Origin of the sequence: Paraburkholderia tropica (assembly GCF_014171495.1) — a bacterium.
In the GTDB taxonomy this organism is placed as follows: domain Bacteria; phylum Pseudomonadota; class Gammaproteobacteria; order Burkholderiales; family Burkholderiaceae; genus Paraburkholderia; species Paraburkholderia tropica.
Window position 1 is genome coordinate 900,174 of sequence record NZ_CP049135.1, and the last position, 19,500, is coordinate 919,673.

Here is a 19,500-nt window from a genome sequence, read left to right on the forward strand (position 1 = left end):
CGGCTATTCTACGTAATGCGGCCCGTGCGGCGCGCGCGCGAAAATCGCGCGCCCGATCGTGTATCGTGGCGAACCCGGCCGACGCGCGCCCTGCGCGCCGCGCGCATTTTTTTCACGCTGCAATTCACGCAGCGATTCACGCTGTCAAGGAGAGTGGTCCAGATGATCAAAATCTGGGGACGCGCCAATTCGGTGAACGTCCAGAAAGTCCTGTGGTGCTGCGACGAACTCGTGCTGCCGTTCGAGCGCATCGACGCGGGCGGCAAGTTTGGCCGCCTCGACGAACCCGCCTATCTGTCGATGAACCCGAACGCCAAAGTGCCGACGCTCGTCGACGGCAATTTCGTGCTGTGGGAATCGAACGCGATCCTGCGCTATCTGGCGATGGAATACGGCCCGTCGAGCCTGCTCTACCCGACCGAGCCGAAAGTGCGCGCGGGCATCGAGCGCTGGCTCGACTGGTCGATCGGCACGCTCGCGCCCGCCGAACGGCCGCTGTTCATCGCGCTCGTGCGCACGCCCGCGGACAAGCGCGACGCCATTCAGATCGCCGCCGACCTGGAGAACGTGGCCGCGCAATGGACGCTGCTCGACCGCCATCTGCAAGGCCGCTTCTTTCTGGAGAACGACCGCTTCTCGCTCGCCGACATCGTGCTCGGGTCGTTCGCGCGGCGCTGGTTCGGGCTCGAAGGCATCGAGCGGCCCGCGCTGCCGAACCTCGAACGCTGGTATCAGCGGCTGGCGCAGCGCGAGGGCTTCCGCAAGTACATCGGCTTGCCGCTGAGCTGATCGCCGCGTCGCGCGGGCTCCGGCGGCGGGCCGGGCGCGCGCGCGACGCGACCCGTATAATTACGGCATGAAGACAGCAAAACCGTCCCCGGATAGCGCGGCGCCTCACTCGCACGAGGCGCACGCGGCGCATGAGCCTGCGCACGACCATGACCACGATCACGCGCACGCTCACGCGGCGCACGATCATCGTCATGCTCCGGACGGCGCCTCGCTCGACACCGCGCTCGAAATGGCCGAAGCCTATTGCCGCGAGCGCGGCGAAAAGCTCACGCCGATCCGCCGCAAGGTGCTCGAACTGCTGCTCGCCTCGGGCCGCGCGACCAAAGCCTATTCGCTACTCGACGAAATGCGCCAGATCCATCCGGGATCGGCGCCGCCCACGGTGTATCGCGCGCTCGACTTTCTGCTCTCGGCGGGCCTGATTCACCGCATCGAATCGATCAACGCGTTCGCGGTCTGTCACGACCTGACGCAATGCCAGCACGGCATTCTGGTGGTGTGCCAGCAATGCGGCAACGTCACCGAACTGCACGAGCCCAAGCTGCGCCAGGCGCTGGTCGCGCAGATCGAAGCGGCGGGCTACCGGCTCTCCGGCGACGGCATCGAACTCAAGGGCGTCTGCGCGCAATGCCAGGCGGCCGAAGTCTCGGCCGCCAAACCGGCCGCCGCGCCGCCCTCCGAGACCACGCACTCCTGAGCGCGTTCGCGCGGAACGTCGGACCCGTTCGCGGTTCGACGTTTTCCCGCATTTCCACCGTCAATGGCTGCGACGCCGCACACGCGCCCACCCGCGGCGCGGGTGCCGCGTGGCGTGTCGCGCGCGAGCGGCGTCGCCGGGCTTCACCCCGGCTGGCCGCTCGACGCGTTCAGAAGGACGACTGGCGGGCGTCGATCGCGTCGCTGAGCAACGCGACCAGCGCTTCCGGCTTGGCCGGTTTGGTCATGAAATGCTGGAAGCCTTCGCCGATGCTGCGCAAACGCCAGCTCTCTTCGGTGTGGCCCGTGAGCGCCACCGCGACGGCCGGCGCGTGATCGCCGCGTATCTCGTGGTCGCGCAGACGCTGGATCAGGTAGAAGCCGTCCATCGCGGGCAGATCGAGATCGCAGACCACCGCGTCGGGAAGCAGCCGGAGCGCTGCTTCGACACCGGTTTCGGCGTCCTCCACCGCAACGACGCGGGCTCCTTCGGCCTCCAGCAGCGAGGCGAGCGAGTCCCGGCTTTGCGGGTCGTCTTCGACCAGCACAATGGTCGTCTGGTCGAGTTTGTGTACTGCGTTCATTGTGTTTGCTTGAATGCCGGTCTGTCTGTTTCGCGAGGTGCGCCGGCCGTCGGCTGACGCGCGTCGCGCTGCGGGCACTGCGCCCCGGGGACTCCCAGGGCCGCCCATATAGAGCAATATTGATGCCGCGGGTTCAGTGCGCCGCGCACAATAGACCCTTGCGAGGTCAGGCGCATGACAAACGCGCCTGTGCGCCTTGCGCCCGCTGACTGCGCGCCAGCCGTGGACGTGCCAGGGCGCGCGCATGCCCGCGCATCGATCCCCGTTCCAACGCTTATTCCAACGCTCATTCCGCCGATTTCCGTGCGGTCTTGCCCCCGCCCAGTGCAGCCTTCGCGCCCGATTTCCCGGTCTTCGCGAACGCTTCCAGCGCCCGCGCGCGCGCCACATCATGTTCGACCACCGGCAGCGGATAGTCCGTGCCCAGCCGCACACCCGCCGCTTCGAGCGTGGCCGCGCTCGCCTTCCAGGGCTGATGGATCGCGGCGTCGGGCAGCTTCGCGAGTTCCGGCACCCATTGGCGCACGTACGCGCCGCGCGGATCGAACTTCTGGCCCTGCAAGACCGGATTGAAGATCCGGAAATACGGCGCCGCATCCATGCCCGAACCGGCGACCCACTGCCAGTTGGCGGGATTGCTGGCCGAATCGGCGTCGACGAGCGTGTCCCAGAACCACTGTTCGCCCTCGCGCCAGTCGAGCAGCAGATGCTTGGCGACGAACGACGCCACCACCATGCGCACGCGATTATGCATCCAGCCCGTGTGCCACAGCTCGCGCATCCCGGCATCGACGAGCGGATAGCCCGTCAGGCCGCGCTGCCACGCGCGCAGCCCCTTGGCGTCGCGGCGCCACGGCATGGCGTCGAAATGCGCGCGCAGATTGCGATCGGCGAGATCGGGCCAGTGAAAGCGCTGGTAATAGCAGAACTCCCGCCAGCCCAGCTCGCTCGCGAACTTCTCCGCGCTTTCGGCGCGGCGCGCGGGCGAACCCGTTTTTGCTCCCCCTTTCACGCCATGCTCGGCGGCCTTGAGCGCCGCGAACGCCTGGCGCGGCGAGATCGCGCCGACGCGCAGATACGGCGACAAGCGGCTCGTGGCGGCGTGGGACGGCGCGTCGCGCTCCTCCGCGTAAGCCTCGAAATCGGTGCCGAGGAACGCCTCCAGGCGCTCGAACGCCGCTTCCTCGCCGGCGGCCCACGCCTCGCGCATGCCGCCCGCCCAGTCGGGTTTGCTCGGCGTGAGCCCGAGATCGTCGAGTTTCGATGCGCGCTGGGTAAGACGTGCCGGTAGCGATTGAAAATTCAGCCGATCCGGCTCGGACGCGGGCGGCGGCGGATCGCCGATGCGCCGGCATGCGCGCCAGTAGGCCGTGAACACCTGGAACGGTTCGCCGGACTGATTGAGGATCGTCCACGGTTCGGCGAGCAGCGCGCCGTTGAAGCTTTCGGCGGTGAGGCCGCGCTCGCGCAGACGCGTCTTGAGCGCCGCGTCCGATTCGCGCTCGTGGACGCCGTATCGGCGGTTCCAGAACACGCCGGTCGCGCCGCTCGCCTCGACGAAGTCTTCGAGCGTGGCGGCTTCCGCGCCTTGCAGGATCACGAGCCGGCCGCCGCGCTCGCGCAGCGACGCATCGAGCGCCGCCAGCGACACGTGCAGCCACCAGCGCAACGCGGCGCCGGGCGCGCGTTCGCCCGCGGCATCGGGATCGTGGATATAGACGCAGATCAGCGGCTGGCCCGTCTCGGCGGCCGCGGCCAGCGCGGGCTGGTCGGAGAGACGCAGATCGTCGCGAAACCAGACAATGACGGGAGCGGGAGTGGATTTTTTAGCGGTCAACCGGACCTCGAACGTGTGACGTGCCGCGCCGCCTGGCCGCGCATGGCGCAAACATACGACGTTTAGGGGACGTGCGTACGACCTGCGCGCGATGCGTCCGGACCGGACGGCGCTCGGGTGCCGCAGCGTACCACGCGCGGCGGCGCGCCAAGCGGGCATCAAGTGGGCAAAAAGCGAACGACAGGGAGGCGGGCAGCGTCAACCGCTCGCCCCAACCGCTCCACTAAGCAGGACGTATGCCGTGCGTGATGAGCGCGACGGCATGGCGCGCGATTTCCTCGGCGCCGATGCGGTGCGGCACGGGCGCATTGCGCCAGAGCGGCGTGGTGGCGAGCGGCAGCAGCGTGAGCCCGAGCAGCGACTGGAACAGCAGCGACGGCTCCAGATCCGCGTTGAGCTTGCCTTCGCGCTGCCAGCGCTCGATCGCCGCGTGCGCCTTGCGCTGATTGTCGTGGCCGAAACGCTCGTGCATGCGCTGGCGCAGCAGACCGCCCTCGCTGATGACCTCGCGCACCCACAGCGGCGCAAACCACGGATGCGCCTGCCCCACTTCGACGAAGCGCCGCGTCAGCTCGGTCAGCGCGGCGAGCGGATCGTCGGGATGCAGGTCGAACGAGCCGCCGAGCGCGGTGCGCAGCGGCACGAAACGCTCGTCGATCAGCACGTCGATGAGCTGGTCGCGCGTCTTGAAGTAGTAGTGAACCATCGCGGGCGTGACGCCCGCCTCGCGCGCGATCGCGGCGAGCGTGGTGTCGAGGATGCCCTGACGCGCGAACAGCGCGAGCGCCGCGGCGATCAGGCGTTCGCGCTGCTCTGCGCCGCCCGCGCCGCCGCTCGGACGGCCGGGGCGCTTCGGTCCTTTCGGCGCTTTCGCTTCCTTTGCGCCTGACGGCGAATCCAGCGAACGGTCAGCAGCAGTGTCAGCAGTCGTCATGGTGAATCGCAAAATCGAACCCACGCGAACAATACACGAGCGCGTCGATCGTCTACAGGGAAGGCACGGAAAAACAGGGCGGGAAACCGTCGGTAACGAACCGGTTACGAATCCGTCTTTGACCGGCCTTGAGAATTGTCCTAATATTAATCTTCAAGTTAATTAATTTCAAGATCGATCCCGATCATGAAAAACGCGACGAAGGACGCGAGACCGCCGATGGACTCCACTGCGCAACATCCCGCCACCGCCCACGCCGGGCCGGCCGACCAGAGCGGCGGCCACCCGCCGATCCGGCTGCTGTTTCCCGCGCTGCTGCTCGTCATGCTGCTGGCGGCGCTCGACCAGACCATCGTGTCGACGGCGCTGCCGACCATCGTCGGCGAACTGGGCGGCCTCGACCGGCTTTCGTGGGTCGTGACCGCTTACCTGCTGACGTCGACGATCGTCGTGCCGCTGTACGGCAAATTCGGCGACCTGTTCGGCCGCAAGAGCGTGCTGCAGGCCGCCATCGTCATCTTTCTGGCAGGGTCGGCACTCTGCGGCATGGCGCAGAACATGCCGCAGCTGATCGCCCTGCGCGCGCTGCAGGGGATCGGCGGCGGCGGCCTGATGGTCGTGACGATGGCCGCCATCGGCGACGTCATCCCGCCCGCGCAGCGCGGCAAGTATCAGGGCATGTTCGGCGGCGTGTTCGGCCTCGCCACCGTGGTCGGCCCGCTGCTCGGCGGCTTTCTCGTCGAGCATCTGTCGTGGCGCTGGATTTTCTACATCAACCTGCCGCTGGGCGCCGTGGCGCTCGCCGTGATCGGCGCGGTGTTCAAGCCGCGCGTCGCGCAGGTCAAGCACGTGATCGACTACATGGGCGCGGGCTGGCTGGCCGCCGCGCTCACCTGCCTGATCCTCTTCACGAGCGAGGGCGGTTCGCTGCTGCCGTGGAATTCGCCGCAGCTCTGGCTCACGCTGGCGCTCGGCGTGGTGGCGGTCGCGGGCTTCATCCACGAGGAAAAGCACGCCGCCGAGCCGATCATGCCGCTCGAACTCTTTCGCGAGCGCACCTTCGTGCTGTCGAGCCTGATCGGCTTTATCGTGGGCGTGTCGCTGTTCGGCTCGGTCACGTTCCTGCCGCTGTATCTGCAGGTCGTGAAGGGCTCGACGCCGTCCGAGGCCGGCATGCAGATGCTGCCGATGATGGGCGGCGTGCTCGTGATGTCGGTGATTACGGGCCGCATCATCAGCAAGATCGGCAAGTACCGCATCTTTCCGATTCTCGGCACCGCCTGCGTGGCCGTGGCGATGATGCTGCTCGCGCGCCTCGCCATCGACACGCCGCTCACGCGCATGTATCTCTACATGGGCCTGCTCGGCTGCGGTCTCGGCATGGTGATGCAGGTGCTGATCCTCGCCGTGCAGAACACCGTGGAATTCCGCCACATGGGCGTGGCGACCTCGGGCGCGACGCTGTTCCGCTCGATTGGCGGCTCGGTGGGCGTGGCCGCGTTCGGCGCGGTGTTCTCGCACGGGCTGCATGCGCGGCTCGCCACGCTGCTCGCCGCCGATGTGGAGCTGCCGCAGCCGCTCACGCCCGACGTCATCCACCATCTGCCGCCCGCGCTGCACGCGCAGTATCTCGACGCGTTCTCGGGCGCGCTGCACACCGTCTATCTTCTGGCGGCCTGCGTGGTGGTGTTTGCCTTCGTGCTCGCCTGGCTGCTGCGCGACGTGCCGCTGCGCAAGCATTCCTGATTTTCGCGGCACGGTTCGCGGCACTTTTCACGACCTCCCTCCGCGCGGCGCGATGCTCGCGCCGCGCTCGCGTCTTCGGCGCTTCGGTTTTTCCCCCGCTCTGTCCCTTTCCTGCGCGCCTGCGCGCCTGCGCGCCTGCGCGCCTGATCGCCCCATCGCCCGATCCGCAAGTCGCCCCCGCCGCACCCAGGGCTTTCCTTACATTTCCACATCGCTTATTTACATTTAGATAAAATCGCGGGGCGCAATGCGCATCTGTACGCGGCGATTCGCGGTTCGCCCATCGTCGCGCCTCAAAAAGCACTAAAGGAAAGAGACCTCCCATGGACGTCAAGACCGAGACCGCCGTGCCCGACGCGCACGACACCCGGCGACGCGTGTTCGCCATTGTCGGCGCCTCGTCGGGCAATCTCGTCGAGTGGTTCGACTTCTACATCTACTCGTTCTGCGCGCTGTACTTCGCGCCCGCGTTCTTCCCGAGCGGCAACACCACGACGCAGCTGCTGAACACCGCCGGCGTGTTCGCGGCGGGCTTCCTGATGCGCCCGATCGGCGGCTGGCTGTTCGGCCGCATCGCCGACCGCCACGGCCGCCGCACCGCGATGATGATCTCCGTGCTGATGATGTGCGGCGGTTCGCTCGTGATCGCCGTGCTGCCCACCTACGCGCAGATCGGCGCCGCCGCTCCGCTGCTGCTGCTGATCGCGCGTCTGTTCCAGGGCTTGTCCGTGGGCGGCGAGTACGGCACCAGCGCGACCTATATGAGCGAAGTGGCGCTCAAGGGCCGACGCGGTTTCTTCGCCTCGTTCCAGTACGTGACGCTGATCGGCGGCCAGTTGTGCGCGCTGCTCGTGCTCGTGATCCTGCAACAGACGCTCTCGACCGAAGAACTGAAGGCGTGGGGCTGGCGCATTCCGTTCGTGGTCGGCGCGGGCGCCGCGCTGATCTCGCTCTATCTGCGTAAATCGCTCAACGAAACCTCGACGAACGAGTCGCGCCACAAGCAGAACGCGGGCACGATTCGCGGCGTGTGGCAGCACAAAGGCGCGTTCCTGACGGTGGTCGGCTTCACCGCGGGCGGCTCGCTGATCTTCTACACGTTCACCACCTACATGCAGAAGTACCTGGTGAACACGGCGGGCATGCACGCGAAGACCGCCAGCAACGTGATGACGGGCGCGCTGTTCGTCTACATGCTGCTGCAACCGGTGTTCGGCGCGTTCTCCGACAAGATCGGCCGCCGCAACTCGATGCTGCTGTTCGGCGTGTTCTCGGTGCTCTGCACGGTGCCGCTCATGCACGCGCTCAAGGACGTGACGAACCCGTACGCGGCGTTCGCGATGATCGTGATCGCGCTGGCGATCGTGAGCTTCTATACGTCGATCAGCGGTCTCATCAAGGCGGAAATGTTCCCGCCCGAAGTGCGTGCGATGGGCGTGGGCCTCTCGTATGCGGTGGCCAACGCGATCTTCGGCGGCTCGGCGGAATACGTCGCGCTGTGGTTCAAGTCGATCGGCAGCGAAAGCACGTTCTACTGGTACGTGACTGTGCTCTGCGCGATTTCGCTGCTCGTTTCGTGGCGCATGCGCGACCCGAGCAAGGAAGGGTATCTGCGTCACGAGCCGTGATCGCAACGTCATGCTGTGACGTCATGCAGCGAGGCATGACCTGACGTCATGACGAACGGCGCACGCCTCAAGCGTGCGCCGTTTTCGTTTCAGTCCACGCGCTCCCACGCCGATGGCGCGGCGGCCCGCTCCATCGCGCGCTGCAAGGTCTCGTAGACTTTGGGCCGGTTGCACTGCGACGCATTGAACCGTAGATACTCGCCCGCGCTGCGCGTCGCGCTGAACACGTTGCCCGGCGCGAGCACCACGCCGTCGGCGAGCGCCTCGCGCGCGACCTGCGCCGCATCGAGCCCGTCGGGCAAACGCGCCCACAACAGCATGCCCGCTTGCGGCCGCGTCCACACCGTGAGACCCGCCGCCGCGAGCCGGCGCAGCGTGTCGCCCATCGCGTCGGCGAGCCGCGTGCGCAAGCCTTCCAGATAGCGCCGATACGTGCCGTCCACGAGCAGACGGTGCACCAGATCGGCCGTCAGGTCGCCGTTGCCGAACGCCACCGCGAGCTTCAGATCGACGATCGGCTCGATCCAGTCCGCGCGCGCCGCGATATAGCCGCAGCGCGCGGCCGCCGTCATCGTCTTCGAAAAGCTGCCGATGGCGATCACGCGCGCGAGACCGTCGAAGGCCGCGAGACGCGGCGCGGGATCGCTCTCGAAGTCGGCGAAGATGTCGTCTTCGATGATGGTGAGCCGATGCTCCTCGGCGAGCTTGAGCAGACGATGGGCGACCGCGGGCGCGAGCGTCGCGCCGGTCGGATTGTGGATCGCCGAATTCGTCACGTACAGACGCGGCCGATGCTCGACGAGCGCGCGCTCGAACGCGGCCAGATCGGGACCGTTGGGCGTGTACGGCACGCCGACGACCTTCGCGCCATGCACGCGCAGCATCGCCTGAAAGTTGAAATAGCACGGGTCGTCGACGAGCACGGTGTCGCCGGGTTCGAGCAGGAAGCGGCACAGCAGGTCGAGCGCCTGGCTGCCGCTGTCGGTGAGCGCGATCTGGCCAGGCTCGGCGCCGATGCCGTGCTGCGCGAGCCGCCACGACAGATGCTGGCGCAGCGCCGGATGGCCGAGCGGCGTGGCGTAATCGGTCAGTTGCGCACGCGGATCGCGCGCCATCGCGCGCAGCGCGCGGCGCACCGCGTCCTGCGGCAGCCACGAAGCGGGCAGCCAGCCGCAGCCGGGACGCAACGCGCGCGCGTCGGTTTCGAGCGACTGGCGCGTGAGCCAGAGCGGATCGATTTCGCGATCCAGACGCGGTTGCGGCTGCGCGCCCGCGAGACCGCGCTCGCCCACGGCACCACCCGCCCCGCCCGCCACGAAAAATCCCGAGCCGCGCCGCGCCACCAGCGCGCCTTCGGCCACGAGGCGCTCATAGGCCTCGACCACCGTCGACTTGGACACGCCGGACTGCTCGCTCATCGTGCGGATGGACGGCACGCGCGCACCCGCCGCCAGCGCCCGCGACGCGATGCGCTCGCGCACGATCCGCATGACCTGTTCGACACGCGTGAGCGCGCCGTCCGCTGTCCGCCGTGCGTCTTCCATCTGTCCTCCGCTGTCCACCGGCTGCCCCTCACGGTTGCCAACTGTACTGATCCGTACTCAATACAGTTCATCGAAATTGTACTGATGCATAGCTTACCGGTTCGGGAGCGCGCGCGCATGATCGGCCGGATGGCTCAGGCACTTCGGCCAGGGCCGCCACGCTCTCTCCCGCATGCGCAAAACCCTCGACTCCACTACCGACGGCTGGCTCTGCGGCCTCGCCGGCGTGCTCATCTTCAGCGGCTCGCTGCCCGCCACGCGTGTGGCCGTGCTTGGCCTCGATCCGCTCTTTCTCACCGGCGGGCGCGCCACGCTCGCGGGCGTGCTCGGCGCGTTGCTGCTGATGCTGTTTCGCGCGGCGCGCCCGCAGCGCGGCGAAGTCTGGCCGCTCGTGATCGTGGCGCTCGGCGTGGTGGTGGGTTTTCCGCTGCTCACGGCGCTCGCGCTGCGCCATGTGAGTTCGGCGCACGCGATCGTCTTCATCGGGCTGCTGCCGCTCGCCACCGCGATCTTCGGCGTGATGCGCGCGGGCGAGCGCCCGCAGCCCGCGTTCTGGCTGTTCTCCGCGATCGGCAGCGGCGCGGTGGTCGCGTTCGCGCTGCGTCACGGCGCCGACGCCTCGCCGATCGGCGACGCGCTGATGCTCGCCGCAATCGTGGTCTGCGGCCTCGGCTACGCGGAGGGCGCGCGGCTCTCCCGGCGTCTCGGCGGCTGGCAGGTGATCTGCTGGGCGCTCGTGATTTCGCTGCCCGTGATGGCGCCGCTCGCCGCGTGGCGTCTGCCGACCTCGTTCGCGGCAGTCGGCGCGGCGTCGTGGTGGGGATTCGCTTACGTCTCGCTGTTCAGCATGTTGATCGGCTTCGTGTTCTGGTATCGCGGACTCGCGCTCGGCGGCATCGCGGGCGTCGGCCAGTTGCAGTTGCTGCAGCCGTTCTTCGGCTTCCTGCTCGCCGCGCTGCTGCTTCACGAAGCGGTGCCGCCCGCGATGCTCGCCGTGACGGCCGTGGTGATCGGCTGCGTAGCCGGCGCGCGCCGCTTCGGACGCGGCCCCGCGCCGCAACGCACGGCGCAGGCGCAGCGCGGTTGACGCCGATTCGCGCGATCAACGCATCGACGCGCATCGCGTCGGGCGTCGTGCACCCTTTCTGACGCACTTCATTTCGACGCGCGCGCAAGGCATAGTGGAGGGATCGGCTGCCGCCGCGCGGCCCCCAACCCGAGCCCTTCGCCGCCCGCTCATGAACGCACCGCACGCCACCGCGCCCTCGCTGCGCGACGCCACGCCCGACGACTTCGCTTCCATTGCCGCGATCTACGCGCACCACGTGCTGCACGGCGCGGCCTCGTTCGAGGAAACGCCGCCTTCGCTCGACGAACTCCTGCGCCGCCACGCCGCCGTACGCGAACAGGGCCTGCCCTGGATCGTCGCCGAGATCGACGGCCAGGTCGCCGGCTATTGCTACGCCACGCCTTATCGCCCGCGCGCGGCGTATCGCTTCACTGTGGAAGATTCGATCTATATCGACGAAGCATTTCGCGGACGCGGCCTCGGCCGCGTGCTGCTCGACGCGCTGATCTCGCGCTGCGAGCAAGGTCCGTGGCGGCAGATGATCGCCGTGATCGCCGATCCGAAAGGCGGCTCGCTCGCGCTGCACACGAGCCTGGGTTTCGAACTCGTCGGCACGCTGCGCGCGGTGGGATTCAAGCACGGCGCGTGGCGCGACACCACGCTGATGCAGCGCGCGCTGAATGCGGGCGCAGCCAGTCCGCCCGACGCGTGATCGCCAATCATACGGATACCGAACTATTGAAACGCAGACCGCGTGACGCCGAGCGTTTGCGCCCGAGTGGATCCCATTTACTGATCGACCGTCCGCACCCAGAATAGGCGTATCCGGCTTGCACCATCCACGCGACAGGAGACGCCCATGCTGAACAACGCAGCGGACAAGACCACCACGCGCGACGGCTACGCGAAGCAATACGTGCAGTTCGAGGACGAGCGCACACGGCCCGTGCGCGACCTGCTCGCCGCCGTGCCGATCGCGCCCGAGCAAACGATTCGCACGGCCATCGATATCGGCTGCGGCCCGGCGAATTCCACCGGCATCCTGATGGCCCGCGTGCCCGGCGCGCAGGTGAGCGGCCTCGACGCGTCGGCGGACATGCTCGACGCGGCGCGCAAACGTCTGCCAAAACTGCAATTCGAACTCGCCGATATCGCCGAATGGAGCGCACGCGGCAGCGATGCGCCGCGTTACGACCTGATGCTCGCGAACGCCGTGCTGCAATGGCTGCCCGATCACGACACGCTGTTTCCGCGTCTCGTGCAGCGTCTCGCGCCCGGCGGCCATCTTGCGATCCAGATGCCCGACAATCTCGACGAACCCGCGCACACGCTGCTGCGCGAGATCGCCGCCGAAGCGCCGTGGGCGAGCCAGCTCGCCGGCGTGGCGCGCACCGAGCGCTTCGACGCGCGCCATTACTACGCGCTGCTCAAGCCGCTGTGCGCGCGCGTGGATGTCTGGCGCACGACTTACTACCATCCGCTCGCGGGCGGAGCGGACGCCGTGGTCGAATGGTTCAAGGGCAGCGCGATGCGTCCGTTTCTCGCCGCGCTACGCAGCGACGACGAGCGCGCCGCGTTCACCGCGCGTTATCGCGAGGCCATCGCGCACGCGTATCCGGCGCTCGATGACGGCGTCGTGCTGCTGCCGTTCCCGCGCCTCTTCATCGTCGCGACGCGAGGCTGACGCGCGCACGCGGCCACCGCGCTGGCGTACCGTCCGCCGCACAATCCACAACGTTCACGAACGTAAAACGCAGCGATCAAATAAAGGTCAACGCGCGAATCCGATCGATTCGCCCCGTAAAATAGGCCCTCTTTGCGCGTCCGGTCACGCACCGGCGCGCCCGACTTCGAGGACGCCTCCCATGCAATCGCTACTCGTGCACGTTCACCCGTCCAACTGGAGTTTCCTGTGGGACGCGCTCTCCGCCCTCGCGCTGCGGCTGTGCGCCGCCGCCGTCATTCTGTGGGCGGGCTGGTGGATTTCCCGGCGCGTCGGCAAATGGCTCTCGGGCCAAAGCGGCATCGACCCCACGCTGCGCCCCATCGTGCGCGATTGCGCGCTGTGGGGCGTGCGCCTCGTTGCCATCGTCGGCGCGCTGTCGCAACTGGGCATCCAGACCGCGAGCATCGTGGCCGTGCTGGGCGCCGCCGGTCTCGCCATCGGCCTCGCGCTGCAAGGCACGCTGCAGAACATCGCGGCGGGCATCATGTTGCTGCTTCTGCGTCCGTTCAAGGTCGGCGACTATATCGACGGCGGCGGCGGCAACGTCGCGGGCACGGTCGAGGAAGTGAATCTCTTCACGACGCGTCTCACGAAACCCGATGGCATCTGCGAATACGTGCCGAACAGCGCGCTGTGGAGCAACTCGATCCGCAATTTCAGCCGCAATCCCACGCGCCGTCTCGACCTCGAAGTCGAAGTGTCCGTGCGCGACGACGTGAGCCGCGCGATCGAGGCGCTGCGCGCGCTGGCCGCCGCCGATCCGCGCGTGCTGGCCGCGCCCGCGCCGCAAGTCATGGTGACGCGTTTCGACGACAGCACCGTCGTGCTCAATATCCGCGCGTGGTCCAACATCGATACCTTCTGGGACATGCGCTGGGCGCTCTCGCGCCAGGTGCGCCAGGCGCTCGCCGACGCGCATTGTGCGCTGCCGCTGCGCACGCGCGAACTGCATATCGTGCAGACGGGCGGCGCGCAAACAGAAGCACAAACGCAAAACGATTCCACGCAAGGCGCGACGCAACATCCCGCGCGCTAGATTCATGCGATTGCCGCGCGTGTTTCAGGACGCAATTCAGCGCGCTGGCAAGCGCCGGAACAGCGTCGGATAATCGATCACGAGTCCGTCGTCATCGATACGCAGTTCCGCCGTGAAATGGCGAAAAATGCCTTCATAGCGATAGATTCGATCGGGCTCGATGCACGTGTAGGCCTGCGCGACGCGCGTGGCTTCGAGTTCTGGCGCGGCGATATAGGCAACGTCGATCGGACGCCGTTCGCCGCGCGCCAGACCGAGGCGGCGAATCGGCAAGGTGTTCGTGAATGGCGTCGCCGCGATGTCGATGTCGATGCAGCCTTCGATGGCGTCGAGCGCGCGGCCCGCGCCGTCGCGCCAGTGGCCGAGACCGTCGCCGTGCATCGCGAACGACGCGCCGCCCATCACGCGAAAGGCCGCGTAGGTCACGCGCCATTGCGCGTCGCAATGCACCGTGTAGCAGAGGCCGTAAGCCTTGCCGTAACGCTGCCCGACCACCACGCTTTCCACGCGGATCGCGCCGCCGCTCGCATCGAACGCCAGGTGCTCGATGCCCTCGCCTTCCTCCGAAGCCCAACGCACTTCACGCATCGCTCGTCTCCCGCCGCGCCGGGATGCGCGGCTGCGGCTATCGTAGCGCAGGCGCGGCGCGCGCACGCGGCGCCGCAAATAGCGACTATCAACGCGCGCGCATGCGCAACGGCCGCGGCATCGCCTATGCTCGCGATGCGCACCGGCCGACGCGGCGCTGGCGCCGTTCGCGCGTTGCTGACCGCATTACTGACTGCGCCGCGTTCCGCCTCGTTCCCTGTCGCCTCCACGCCTTGCCGCACGACCGCCATGCTGACTTCCGCGCCCGCCCCCGCTCATCCGGATGCCGCTTCCGCCCGGCTTGCCGCGCCTTTGCATACGCTTTTGCGCAGCCTGGGCCAGATCGTGTTGCAGCGCCACGCGGGCACCGGCGCGTGCGTGCTCGCGGCGCTCGCGCTCTGCGACGCGCGGCTCGTCTGCGCGGCGCTGATCGGCGCAACGGCGGCCAATGTCTGCGCGCTGCTCGGCGGCGCGCCGCTCGTCGAGATCGACGATGGTCTCGCGGGTTTCAACGGCGCGCTCGCCGCGCTCGCGGCCTTCACGTTCGCCGACGATCCCGCAACCGCGGTCGCCCTGGCGCTGCTCGCGGCCTGCGCGAGCGCCTGGCTGGGCGCGCCGCTCGCGCGTCGGCTCGGCGACGTGGGACTCGCGGTGTATTCGTCGCCGTGTCTGATTGCGACGTGGGTCTGGATGGCGTTGCGCACGGCGGCCCCGCCCAACATAAGCGGAATCAGCGACGCAAAAACCGCCCACGCACCACAAGCCTTCGACCTCGCCGCCCACGCGCTGAGCGGCACATTCAGCGGCCTCGCACAAACCGCCTTCGCGAGCGGCGCGCTGCCGGGCCTCGTGCTGCTCGCGGGCATCGCGCTTTCGTCGCGGCGCGCGGCGGCGTTTGCGCTCGGCGGCGCGGCGCTCGCGAGCGGCATCGAATGGCTCGCGGGCGTGCCCGGCGCGAACTTCGACGCGGGCCTCTGCGGTTTCAACGGCGCGCTCGCGGCGCTCGCCGCCGGCACGCTCGGCGCACGCGCCGCAATCTGTGCGACGATGCTTGCGGCGGCGCTGCATCTCGTCGCGACCTGCCTCGGTTTGCCCGCGATGACCGCGCCGTTCGCGCTCGCGGGCTGGGCCGTGCATGGCGCGTGGCGGCTGTGCGGATTCACGCGCGCTGCGCCCGTCTCGCCCGCCGCCATCCGGCTCAACGACCGCCTCAACGACCGGCCTTACGACCGCTAGAGAACACGCCATGTCCTTCGCCCATCGCCCCACCGGCATTCGCGCCGACACCGCACCGCCTTCCGACGCCGAACGCCGGCTGCGCATCGACCTCGCCGCCGCCTACCGCCTGATCGCGCTGTACGGCTGGGACGATCTGATCTACACGCACGTCTCCGCCGCCATTCCCGATCAGCCCGGCCGCTTTCTGATCAATCCGTTCGGCCTCGCGTTCGACGAAGTGTGCGCGTCGAATCTCGTGAAGATCGACACCGAAGGACACATCGTCGGCGAGAGCGCGTATCGCGTGAACGCGACCGGCTTCGCGCTGCACGCCGCCGTGCATCTCGCGCGCCCCGACGCCGTCTGCGTGATGCATCTGCACAATACGGCGGGCATTGCGGTGTCGCTGCAACGCGACGGCCTGCTGCCCGCTTCGCAACACGCGCTGCGTTTCCACGAGCGCCTCGCGTGGCACGACTACGAAGGCCTCGCGTTCACGCCCGCCGAAGGCGCGCGCCTCACGGCGAATCTCGGTGCGAAGTTTGCGATGCTGTTGCGCAATCACGGCACGCTCACCACGGGCCGCACCGTCGCCGAAGCCTTCGTGCTGATGGCCACGCTCATCAAGGCCTGCGAAATTCAATTGCAGGCCCAGGCGGGCGGTGTGCCGCTCGTCGTGCCGCCGCCGGACGTCTGCGCGCGCACGGCGCTGCAACTCGACGACGGCGGCGCGATCGAAGGCGAACTCGAATGGCCCGCGCTGCTGCGCAAGCTCGATCGTCTCGATACTTCGTACCGCGATTGATCCGCATCGACAGCCAACGCTCAACAACACCCGAAGACACCCAACCAGGAGCCTCATCATGCCGACATTCCACATCGAAATGTTCGAAGGACGCAGCGTCGAACAGAAACGCGAACTCGCCGCCGCGCTGACCGAGACCACCTGCAAGGTGCTCGGCGTGGACGCCTCGTCCGTCGACATCATCTTTCACGACGTGAAGCCCGAAAACTGGGCGACGGCGGGCAAACTCTGGAGCGATCCGCGTTGAGCGCGACGCGCACCTGGGCGAATTGACGCACAACGCGCGACGCCGCTTGAACGCGATTCAAATTGACGCAAATTGACGCAGCGCGCGCACCTTGCGCCACATCAAAGCACAGCGAATCCTCTCGCTAAATTGATCCTTATCAACGCGTTAGCGCACGCTCTTTTCTCTTGACGATTGACTGCTGCGACATGCTGGCGCATGTCGCAGCGCAGCACGACGCGCGGGCTTCCCCTACGCTTACGTCCATTCGCACGCGGCAACGCATGCGTCACGCAAGCAAATACAGCCACGCAAGGCACGCATATGCAATCGTCCATCCCCGCTCTATCCGCATTCGATCTCGCCCGGCTACAGTTCGCCTTCACTGTCTCTTTTCACATCGTCTTTCCCGCGCTTTCCATCGGTCTCGCGAGCTTCATCGCGGTGCTCGAAGCGTGCTGGCTCAAGACGCGCAAACCGTTCTACAAAGACCTCTGCCTGTTCTGGTCGAAGATCTTCGCCGTGGCCTTCGGCATGGGCGTCGTCTCGGGCGTCGTGATGAGCTACGAGTTCGGCACCAACTGGGCCGGCTTCTCGTCGTTCGCCGGTCCGATCACCGGTCCGCTGCTCATGTATGAAGTCATGACGGCGTTCTTCCTCGAAGCCGGTTTCCTCGGCATCATGCTGTTCGGCTGGAACCGCGTGAGCGCGCGCGCCCACTTCGGCGCGACGCTGATGGTCGCCATCGGCACGCTCATTTCGACGTTCTGGATTCTCGCCTCGAATAGCTGGATGCAGACGCCGCAAGGCTTCAAGATCGTCGACGGCCACGTGGTGCCGACCGACTGGCTCAAGATCATCTTCAATCCGTCGTTCCCCTACCGACTCGCGCACATGGCGATCGCCGCGTTCATCGTGGCCGCGCTGGTGGTGGCCGCGACGGGCGCGTGGCATCTGCTCAAGGGCCGCCGCGACCCCGCCGTGAAGAAGATGTTCTCGATGGCGCTCGGCCTGCTGCTCGTGCTCGCGCCGGTGCAGGCGTTCGTCGGCGATGCGCACGGTCTGAATACGCGCGAATATCAACCCGCGAAGATCGCCGCGATCGAAGGGCTGTGGGACACCGAGCAGGGCGGCACCTCGCTCAACGTGTTCGGCATTCCCGACATGCAGGCGGAAACCACGCGCTACGCCGTGAAGATTCCGCACCTCGGCAGCCTGATCCTCACGCATAGCTGGGACGGCGAAATCAAGGGTCTCAAGTCGTTTCCGCCCGATCAGCGTCCGAACTCGACGCTCATCTTCTGGACCTTCCGCGTGATGGTCGGCCTCGGCATCCTGATGATCGTGCTGGCCGTCGCGGGCTGGTGGCTGCGCAAGCGCGGCACGCTGTACGAATCGCGCCTGTTCCAGCGCTGCGTGCTGGCGATGGGGCCGACCGGCTTCATCACGCTGCTCGCGGGCTGGGTCACCACCGAAGCGGGCCGCCAGCCGTGGGTCGTCTACGGCGTGATGCGCACCTCGCAGGCCGTCTCGCCGCTCACCGCGCAGCAAGTGGGCATTTCGCTGATGGCGTTCATCGCGGTGTATTTCCTCGTGTTCGGCACCGGCATCTACTACCTGCTCAAGCTGATGCGCAAGGGTCCGGCGCTGCCTGGCGCCGATGACACGCACGGCACGCATGGCACGCCGACGCCGGGCCACGCGAACGAAGCGCATCCCGCGCTCGCCGCAAACCAGACCGCGCGCCGCCCGATGTCCGCCGCCGATCAGCTGATCGACGCCTGACACCCGACACGCGCTTTCATCCGCATCGCACAAACGCACAAACGCACCTACGCAACGAGGCAAGCCACTCATGGATGTCACCGTCATCTGGGCCGCGATCATCGCGCTCGGCCTTCTGCTCTACGTCGTGCTCGACGGCTTCGATCTGGGCATCGGCATCGTGTTTCCGTTCTTCCCCGATGAAGAAGAACGCGATCTGATGATGAACACCGTCGCGCCCGTCTGGGACGGCAACGAAACCTGGCTCGTGCTGGGCGGCGCCGGTCTGTTCGCCGTGTTCCCGATCGTCTATTCGACCGTGCTTTCGGCGCTCTATCTGCCGCTCGTTTTCATGCTCGCGTGCCTGATTTTCCGCGGCGTTTCGTTCGAGATCCGCGCCAAGGCGAACCGCACGAAGCATCTGTGGGACCTCGCCTTCATCGGCGGTTCGACGGGCGCGGCGTTCTTCCAGGGCATCGCGCTGGGCGCGTTCCTGCAAGGCATTCCGATGGCGAATGGCCAGTTCGCCGGCGATGCCTTCGGCTGGCTCACGCCGTTCACGCTGCTCTCGGGCTTCGGCCTCGTGGCGACCTATGCGCTGCTCGGCAGCTGCTGGCTCGTCGCCAAGACCGAAGGCGATCTGCAACGCCGCCTGCACAAGCTGGTCTGGCCGCTCACCGTGATGCTGCTCGGCTTCATCGGGCTCGTGAGTCTCTGGACGCCGATGCAGGACCCGACCATCGCCCACCGCTGGTTCCATTCGGGCCTGTTCTGGCGTCTCGCGCCGGTGCCGCTGCTGGTCGTGGCGTGCGCCGTGTGGATGCGCTGGGCCGTGCAGTCGCGCCATCACAAGACGCCGTTCGTCGCCGCACTCGCGCTCGTGCTGCTCGGCTACGTGGGTCTGCTCGTGAGCCTGTGGCCGTTTGCGATTCCGCAGCAACTCACGCTCTGGCAAGCCGCCGCGCCGCGCGAAAGCCAGACCTTCACGCTGATCGGCGCATCGTTCATCCTGCCCATCATCCTCGCCTATACGGCGCTGGGTTACTGGGTCTTCCGAGGCAAGCTCCGCCATGGCGACACCCATCACTACCACTGAAAACGCGCTTCAATCCACGCCCCGATCCGCAGCCGGCGCGCGCACGAGCAAGCTGCCGGGCTGGATCTGGTTCGTCCTGCTCTGGTGCGGCGGCGTGGGCGCGGCGGTCTCGCTCGGATTCGTCTTCAAGGTGTTCATGAATATCACGCTGTTCGCCGTGAAATAACGCGCCAGCCCGTGCTGCCCCGCGGCGCGTTAGACTGTAGGCCAT

General features: G+C 67.5%; 19 protein-coding genes. 14 read left to right on the top strand and 5 right to left on the bottom strand.

Annotation, left to right across the window (positions count from 1 at the left end):
* The first annotated feature begins 162 nt into the window (after positions 1-162).
* Both G5S35_RS18825 and G5S35_RS18830 read left to right on the top strand, forming a co-directional pair.
* Positions 163-789, top strand: a complete 627-nt coding sequence (locus tag G5S35_RS18825) for a glutathione S-transferase family protein (protein WP_074986685.1) — start codon at positions 163-165, stop codon at positions 787-789.
* A gap of 67 nt (positions 790-856) precedes the next feature.
* Complete coding sequence (locus tag G5S35_RS18830) at positions 857-1,489, top strand: Fur family transcriptional regulator (RefSeq protein WP_183039403.1); 633 nt, start codon at positions 857-859, stop codon at positions 1,487-1,489.
* A gap of 169 nt (positions 1,490-1,658) precedes the next feature.
* Here G5S35_RS18830 and G5S35_RS18835 read toward each other — a convergent pair whose 3' ends face one another.
* From G5S35_RS18835 to G5S35_RS18845, 3 genes are all read right to left on the bottom strand, one after another.
* Positions 1,659-2,072 (bottom strand): response regulator, encoded by a 414-nt coding sequence (locus G5S35_RS18835; protein WP_074986687.1) that lies wholly within the window; start codon positions 2,070-2,072, stop codon positions 1,659-1,661.
* 286 nt (positions 2,073-2,358) lie between these two features.
* A complete protein-coding gene (locus G5S35_RS18840; RefSeq protein WP_237181449.1) occupies positions 2,359-3,909 on the bottom strand; it encodes a cryptochrome/photolyase family protein in 1,551 nt (516 codons plus the stop codon).
* Positions 3,910-4,132: 223 nt separating this feature from the next.
* On the bottom strand, positions 4,133-4,843 hold the full coding sequence (locus G5S35_RS18845) for a TetR/AcrR family transcriptional regulator (RefSeq protein WP_176081492.1): 711 nt from the start codon (positions 4,841-4,843) through the stop codon (positions 4,133-4,135).
* A 219-nt stretch (positions 4,844-5,062) separates the two neighbouring features.
* On the opposite strand from G5S35_RS18845, the gene G5S35_RS18850 reads away from it, so the two are divergent.
* A complete protein-coding gene (locus G5S35_RS18850) occupies positions 5,063-6,589 on the top strand; it encodes an MDR family MFS transporter (RefSeq protein WP_183039456.1) in 1,527 nt (508 codons plus the stop codon).
* Between the two features lie 323 nt (positions 6,590-6,912).
* Positions 6,913-8,217 (top strand): MFS family transporter, encoded by a 1,305-nt coding sequence (locus tag G5S35_RS18855; RefSeq protein ID WP_065059453.1) that lies wholly within the window; start codon positions 6,913-6,915, stop codon positions 8,215-8,217.
* Positions 8,218-8,306: 89 nt separating this feature from the next.
* On the opposite strand, the gene G5S35_RS18860 is transcribed toward G5S35_RS18855, so the two are convergent.
* Positions 8,307-9,761, bottom strand: coding sequence for an aminotransferase-like domain-containing protein (locus tag G5S35_RS18860; RefSeq protein ID WP_183039405.1), 1,455 nt, complete (start codon positions 9,759-9,761; stop codon positions 8,307-8,309).
* A 172-nt stretch (positions 9,762-9,933) separates the two neighbouring features.
* Between G5S35_RS18860 and G5S35_RS18865 the strand changes: the two genes are divergently transcribed.
* The 4 genes from G5S35_RS18865 to G5S35_RS18880 all read left to right on the top strand — a co-directional run bounded on the left by G5S35_RS18865 (position 9,934) and on the right by G5S35_RS18880 (position 13,592).
* The gene (locus tag G5S35_RS18865) at positions 9,934-10,848 is read left to right on the top strand and encodes a DMT family transporter (protein ID WP_183039406.1); all 915 of its coding nucleotides are present in this window, start codon (positions 9,934-9,936) and stop codon (positions 10,846-10,848) included.
* Positions 10,849-10,999: 151 nt separating this feature from the next.
* Positions 11,000-11,542 carry a GNAT family N-acetyltransferase gene (locus G5S35_RS18870; protein ID WP_065059450.1) on the top strand — a complete coding sequence of 181 codons (543 nt, stop codon included), beginning with the start codon at positions 11,000-11,002 and terminating at the stop codon, positions 11,540-11,542.
* A gap of 147 nt (positions 11,543-11,689) precedes the next feature.
* Entirely contained in the window at positions 11,690-12,514 is an 825-nt protein-coding gene (gene tam, locus G5S35_RS18875) for a trans-aconitate 2-methyltransferase (protein WP_124261380.1), read from the top strand.
* Positions 12,515-12,695: 181 nt separating this feature from the next.
* Positions 12,696-13,592 carry a mechanosensitive ion channel family protein gene (locus G5S35_RS18880; protein ID WP_183039407.1) on the top strand — a complete coding sequence of 299 codons (897 nt, stop codon included), beginning with the start codon at positions 12,696-12,698 and terminating at the stop codon, positions 13,590-13,592.
* 36 nt (positions 13,593-13,628) lie between these two features.
* On the opposite strand, the gene G5S35_RS18885 is transcribed toward G5S35_RS18880, so the two are convergent.
* Positions 13,629-14,180, bottom strand: a complete 552-nt coding sequence (locus tag G5S35_RS18885; RefSeq protein WP_065059447.1) for a putative glycolipid-binding domain-containing protein — start codon at positions 14,178-14,180, stop codon at positions 13,629-13,631.
* A 249-nt stretch (positions 14,181-14,429) separates the two neighbouring features.
* Between G5S35_RS18885 and G5S35_RS18890 the strand changes: the two genes are divergently transcribed.
* The 6 genes from G5S35_RS18890 (at position 14,430) to G5S35_RS18915 (ending at position 19,455) form a co-directional block, all read left to right on the top strand.
* Entirely contained in the window at positions 14,430-15,416 is a 987-nt protein-coding gene (locus G5S35_RS18890; RefSeq protein WP_183039408.1) for an urea transporter, read from the top strand.
* Between the two features lie 10 nt (positions 15,417-15,426).
* Positions 15,427-16,203: a class II aldolase/adducin family protein gene (locus tag G5S35_RS18895; protein ID WP_183039409.1), complete on the top strand. Its 777-nt coding sequence runs from the start codon at positions 15,427-15,429 to the stop codon at positions 16,201-16,203.
* A 55-nt stretch (positions 16,204-16,258) separates the two neighbouring features.
* Positions 16,259-16,450, top strand: coding sequence for a 4-oxalocrotonate tautomerase (locus G5S35_RS18900; protein WP_258365518.1), 192 nt, complete (start codon positions 16,259-16,261; stop codon positions 16,448-16,450).
* A gap of 303 nt (positions 16,451-16,753) precedes the next feature.
* Entirely contained in the window at positions 16,754-18,214 is a 1,461-nt protein-coding gene (locus tag G5S35_RS18905; RefSeq protein WP_183039410.1) for a cytochrome ubiquinol oxidase subunit I, read from the top strand.
* Between the two features lie 70 nt (positions 18,215-18,284).
* A complete protein-coding gene (cydB, locus tag G5S35_RS18910; RefSeq protein ID WP_065059442.1) occupies positions 18,285-19,289 on the top strand; it encodes a cytochrome d ubiquinol oxidase subunit II in 1,005 nt (334 codons plus the stop codon).
* Positions 19,264-19,455, top strand: coding sequence for a hypothetical protein (locus G5S35_RS18915; protein ID WP_183039411.1), 192 nt, complete (start codon positions 19,264-19,266; stop codon positions 19,453-19,455). Before cydB ends, G5S35_RS18915 begins: the two co-directional genes overlap by 26 nt.
* Positions 19,456-19,500: the final 45 nt, after the last annotated feature.

Coding starts and splice junctions, on each gene's coding strand:
- G5S35_RS18825 (WP_074986685.1), top strand. CDS start 163: ATGATCAAAATCTGGGGACGCGCCAATTCGGTGAACGTCCAGAAAGTC.
- G5S35_RS18830 (WP_183039403.1), top strand. CDS start 857: ATGAAGACAGCAAAACCGTCCCCGGATAGCGCGGCGCCTCACTCGCAC.
- G5S35_RS18835 (WP_074986687.1), bottom strand. CDS start 2,072: ATGAACGCAGTACACAAACTCGACCAGACGACCATTGTGCTGGTCGAA.
- G5S35_RS18845 (WP_176081492.1), bottom strand. CDS start 4,843: ATGACGACTGCTGACACTGCTGCTGACCGTTCGCTGGATTCGCCGTCA.
- G5S35_RS18850 (WP_183039456.1), top strand. CDS start 5,063: ATGGACTCCACTGCGCAACATCCCGCCACCGCCCACGCCGGGCCGGCC.
- G5S35_RS18855 (WP_065059453.1), top strand. CDS start 6,913: ATGGACGTCAAGACCGAGACCGCCGTGCCCGACGCGCACGACACCCGG.
- G5S35_RS18860 (WP_183039405.1), bottom strand. CDS start 9,761: ATGGAAGACGCACGGCGGACAGCGGACGGCGCGCTCACGCGTGTCGAA.
- G5S35_RS18865 (WP_183039406.1), top strand. CDS start 9,934: ATGCGCAAAACCCTCGACTCCACTACCGACGGCTGGCTCTGCGGCCTC.
- G5S35_RS18870 (WP_065059450.1), top strand. CDS start 11,000: ATGAACGCACCGCACGCCACCGCGCCCTCGCTGCGCGACGCCACGCCC.
- tam (WP_124261380.1), top strand. CDS start 11,690: ATGCTGAACAACGCAGCGGACAAGACCACCACGCGCGACGGCTACGCG.
- G5S35_RS18880 (WP_183039407.1), top strand. CDS start 12,696: ATGCAATCGCTACTCGTGCACGTTCACCCGTCCAACTGGAGTTTCCTG.
- G5S35_RS18885 (WP_065059447.1), bottom strand. CDS start 14,180: ATGCGTGAAGTGCGTTGGGCTTCGGAGGAAGGCGAGGGCATCGAGCAC.
- G5S35_RS18890 (WP_183039408.1), top strand. CDS start 14,430: ATGCTGACTTCCGCGCCCGCCCCCGCTCATCCGGATGCCGCTTCCGCC.
- G5S35_RS18895 (WP_183039409.1), top strand. CDS start 15,427: ATGTCCTTCGCCCATCGCCCCACCGGCATTCGCGCCGACACCGCACCG.
- G5S35_RS18905 (WP_183039410.1), top strand. CDS start 16,754: ATGCAATCGTCCATCCCCGCTCTATCCGCATTCGATCTCGCCCGGCTA.
- cydB (WP_065059442.1), top strand. CDS start 18,285: ATGGATGTCACCGTCATCTGGGCCGCGATCATCGCGCTCGGCCTTCTG.
- G5S35_RS18915 (WP_183039411.1), top strand. CDS start 19,264: ATGGCGACACCCATCACTACCACTGAAAACGCGCTTCAATCCACGCCC.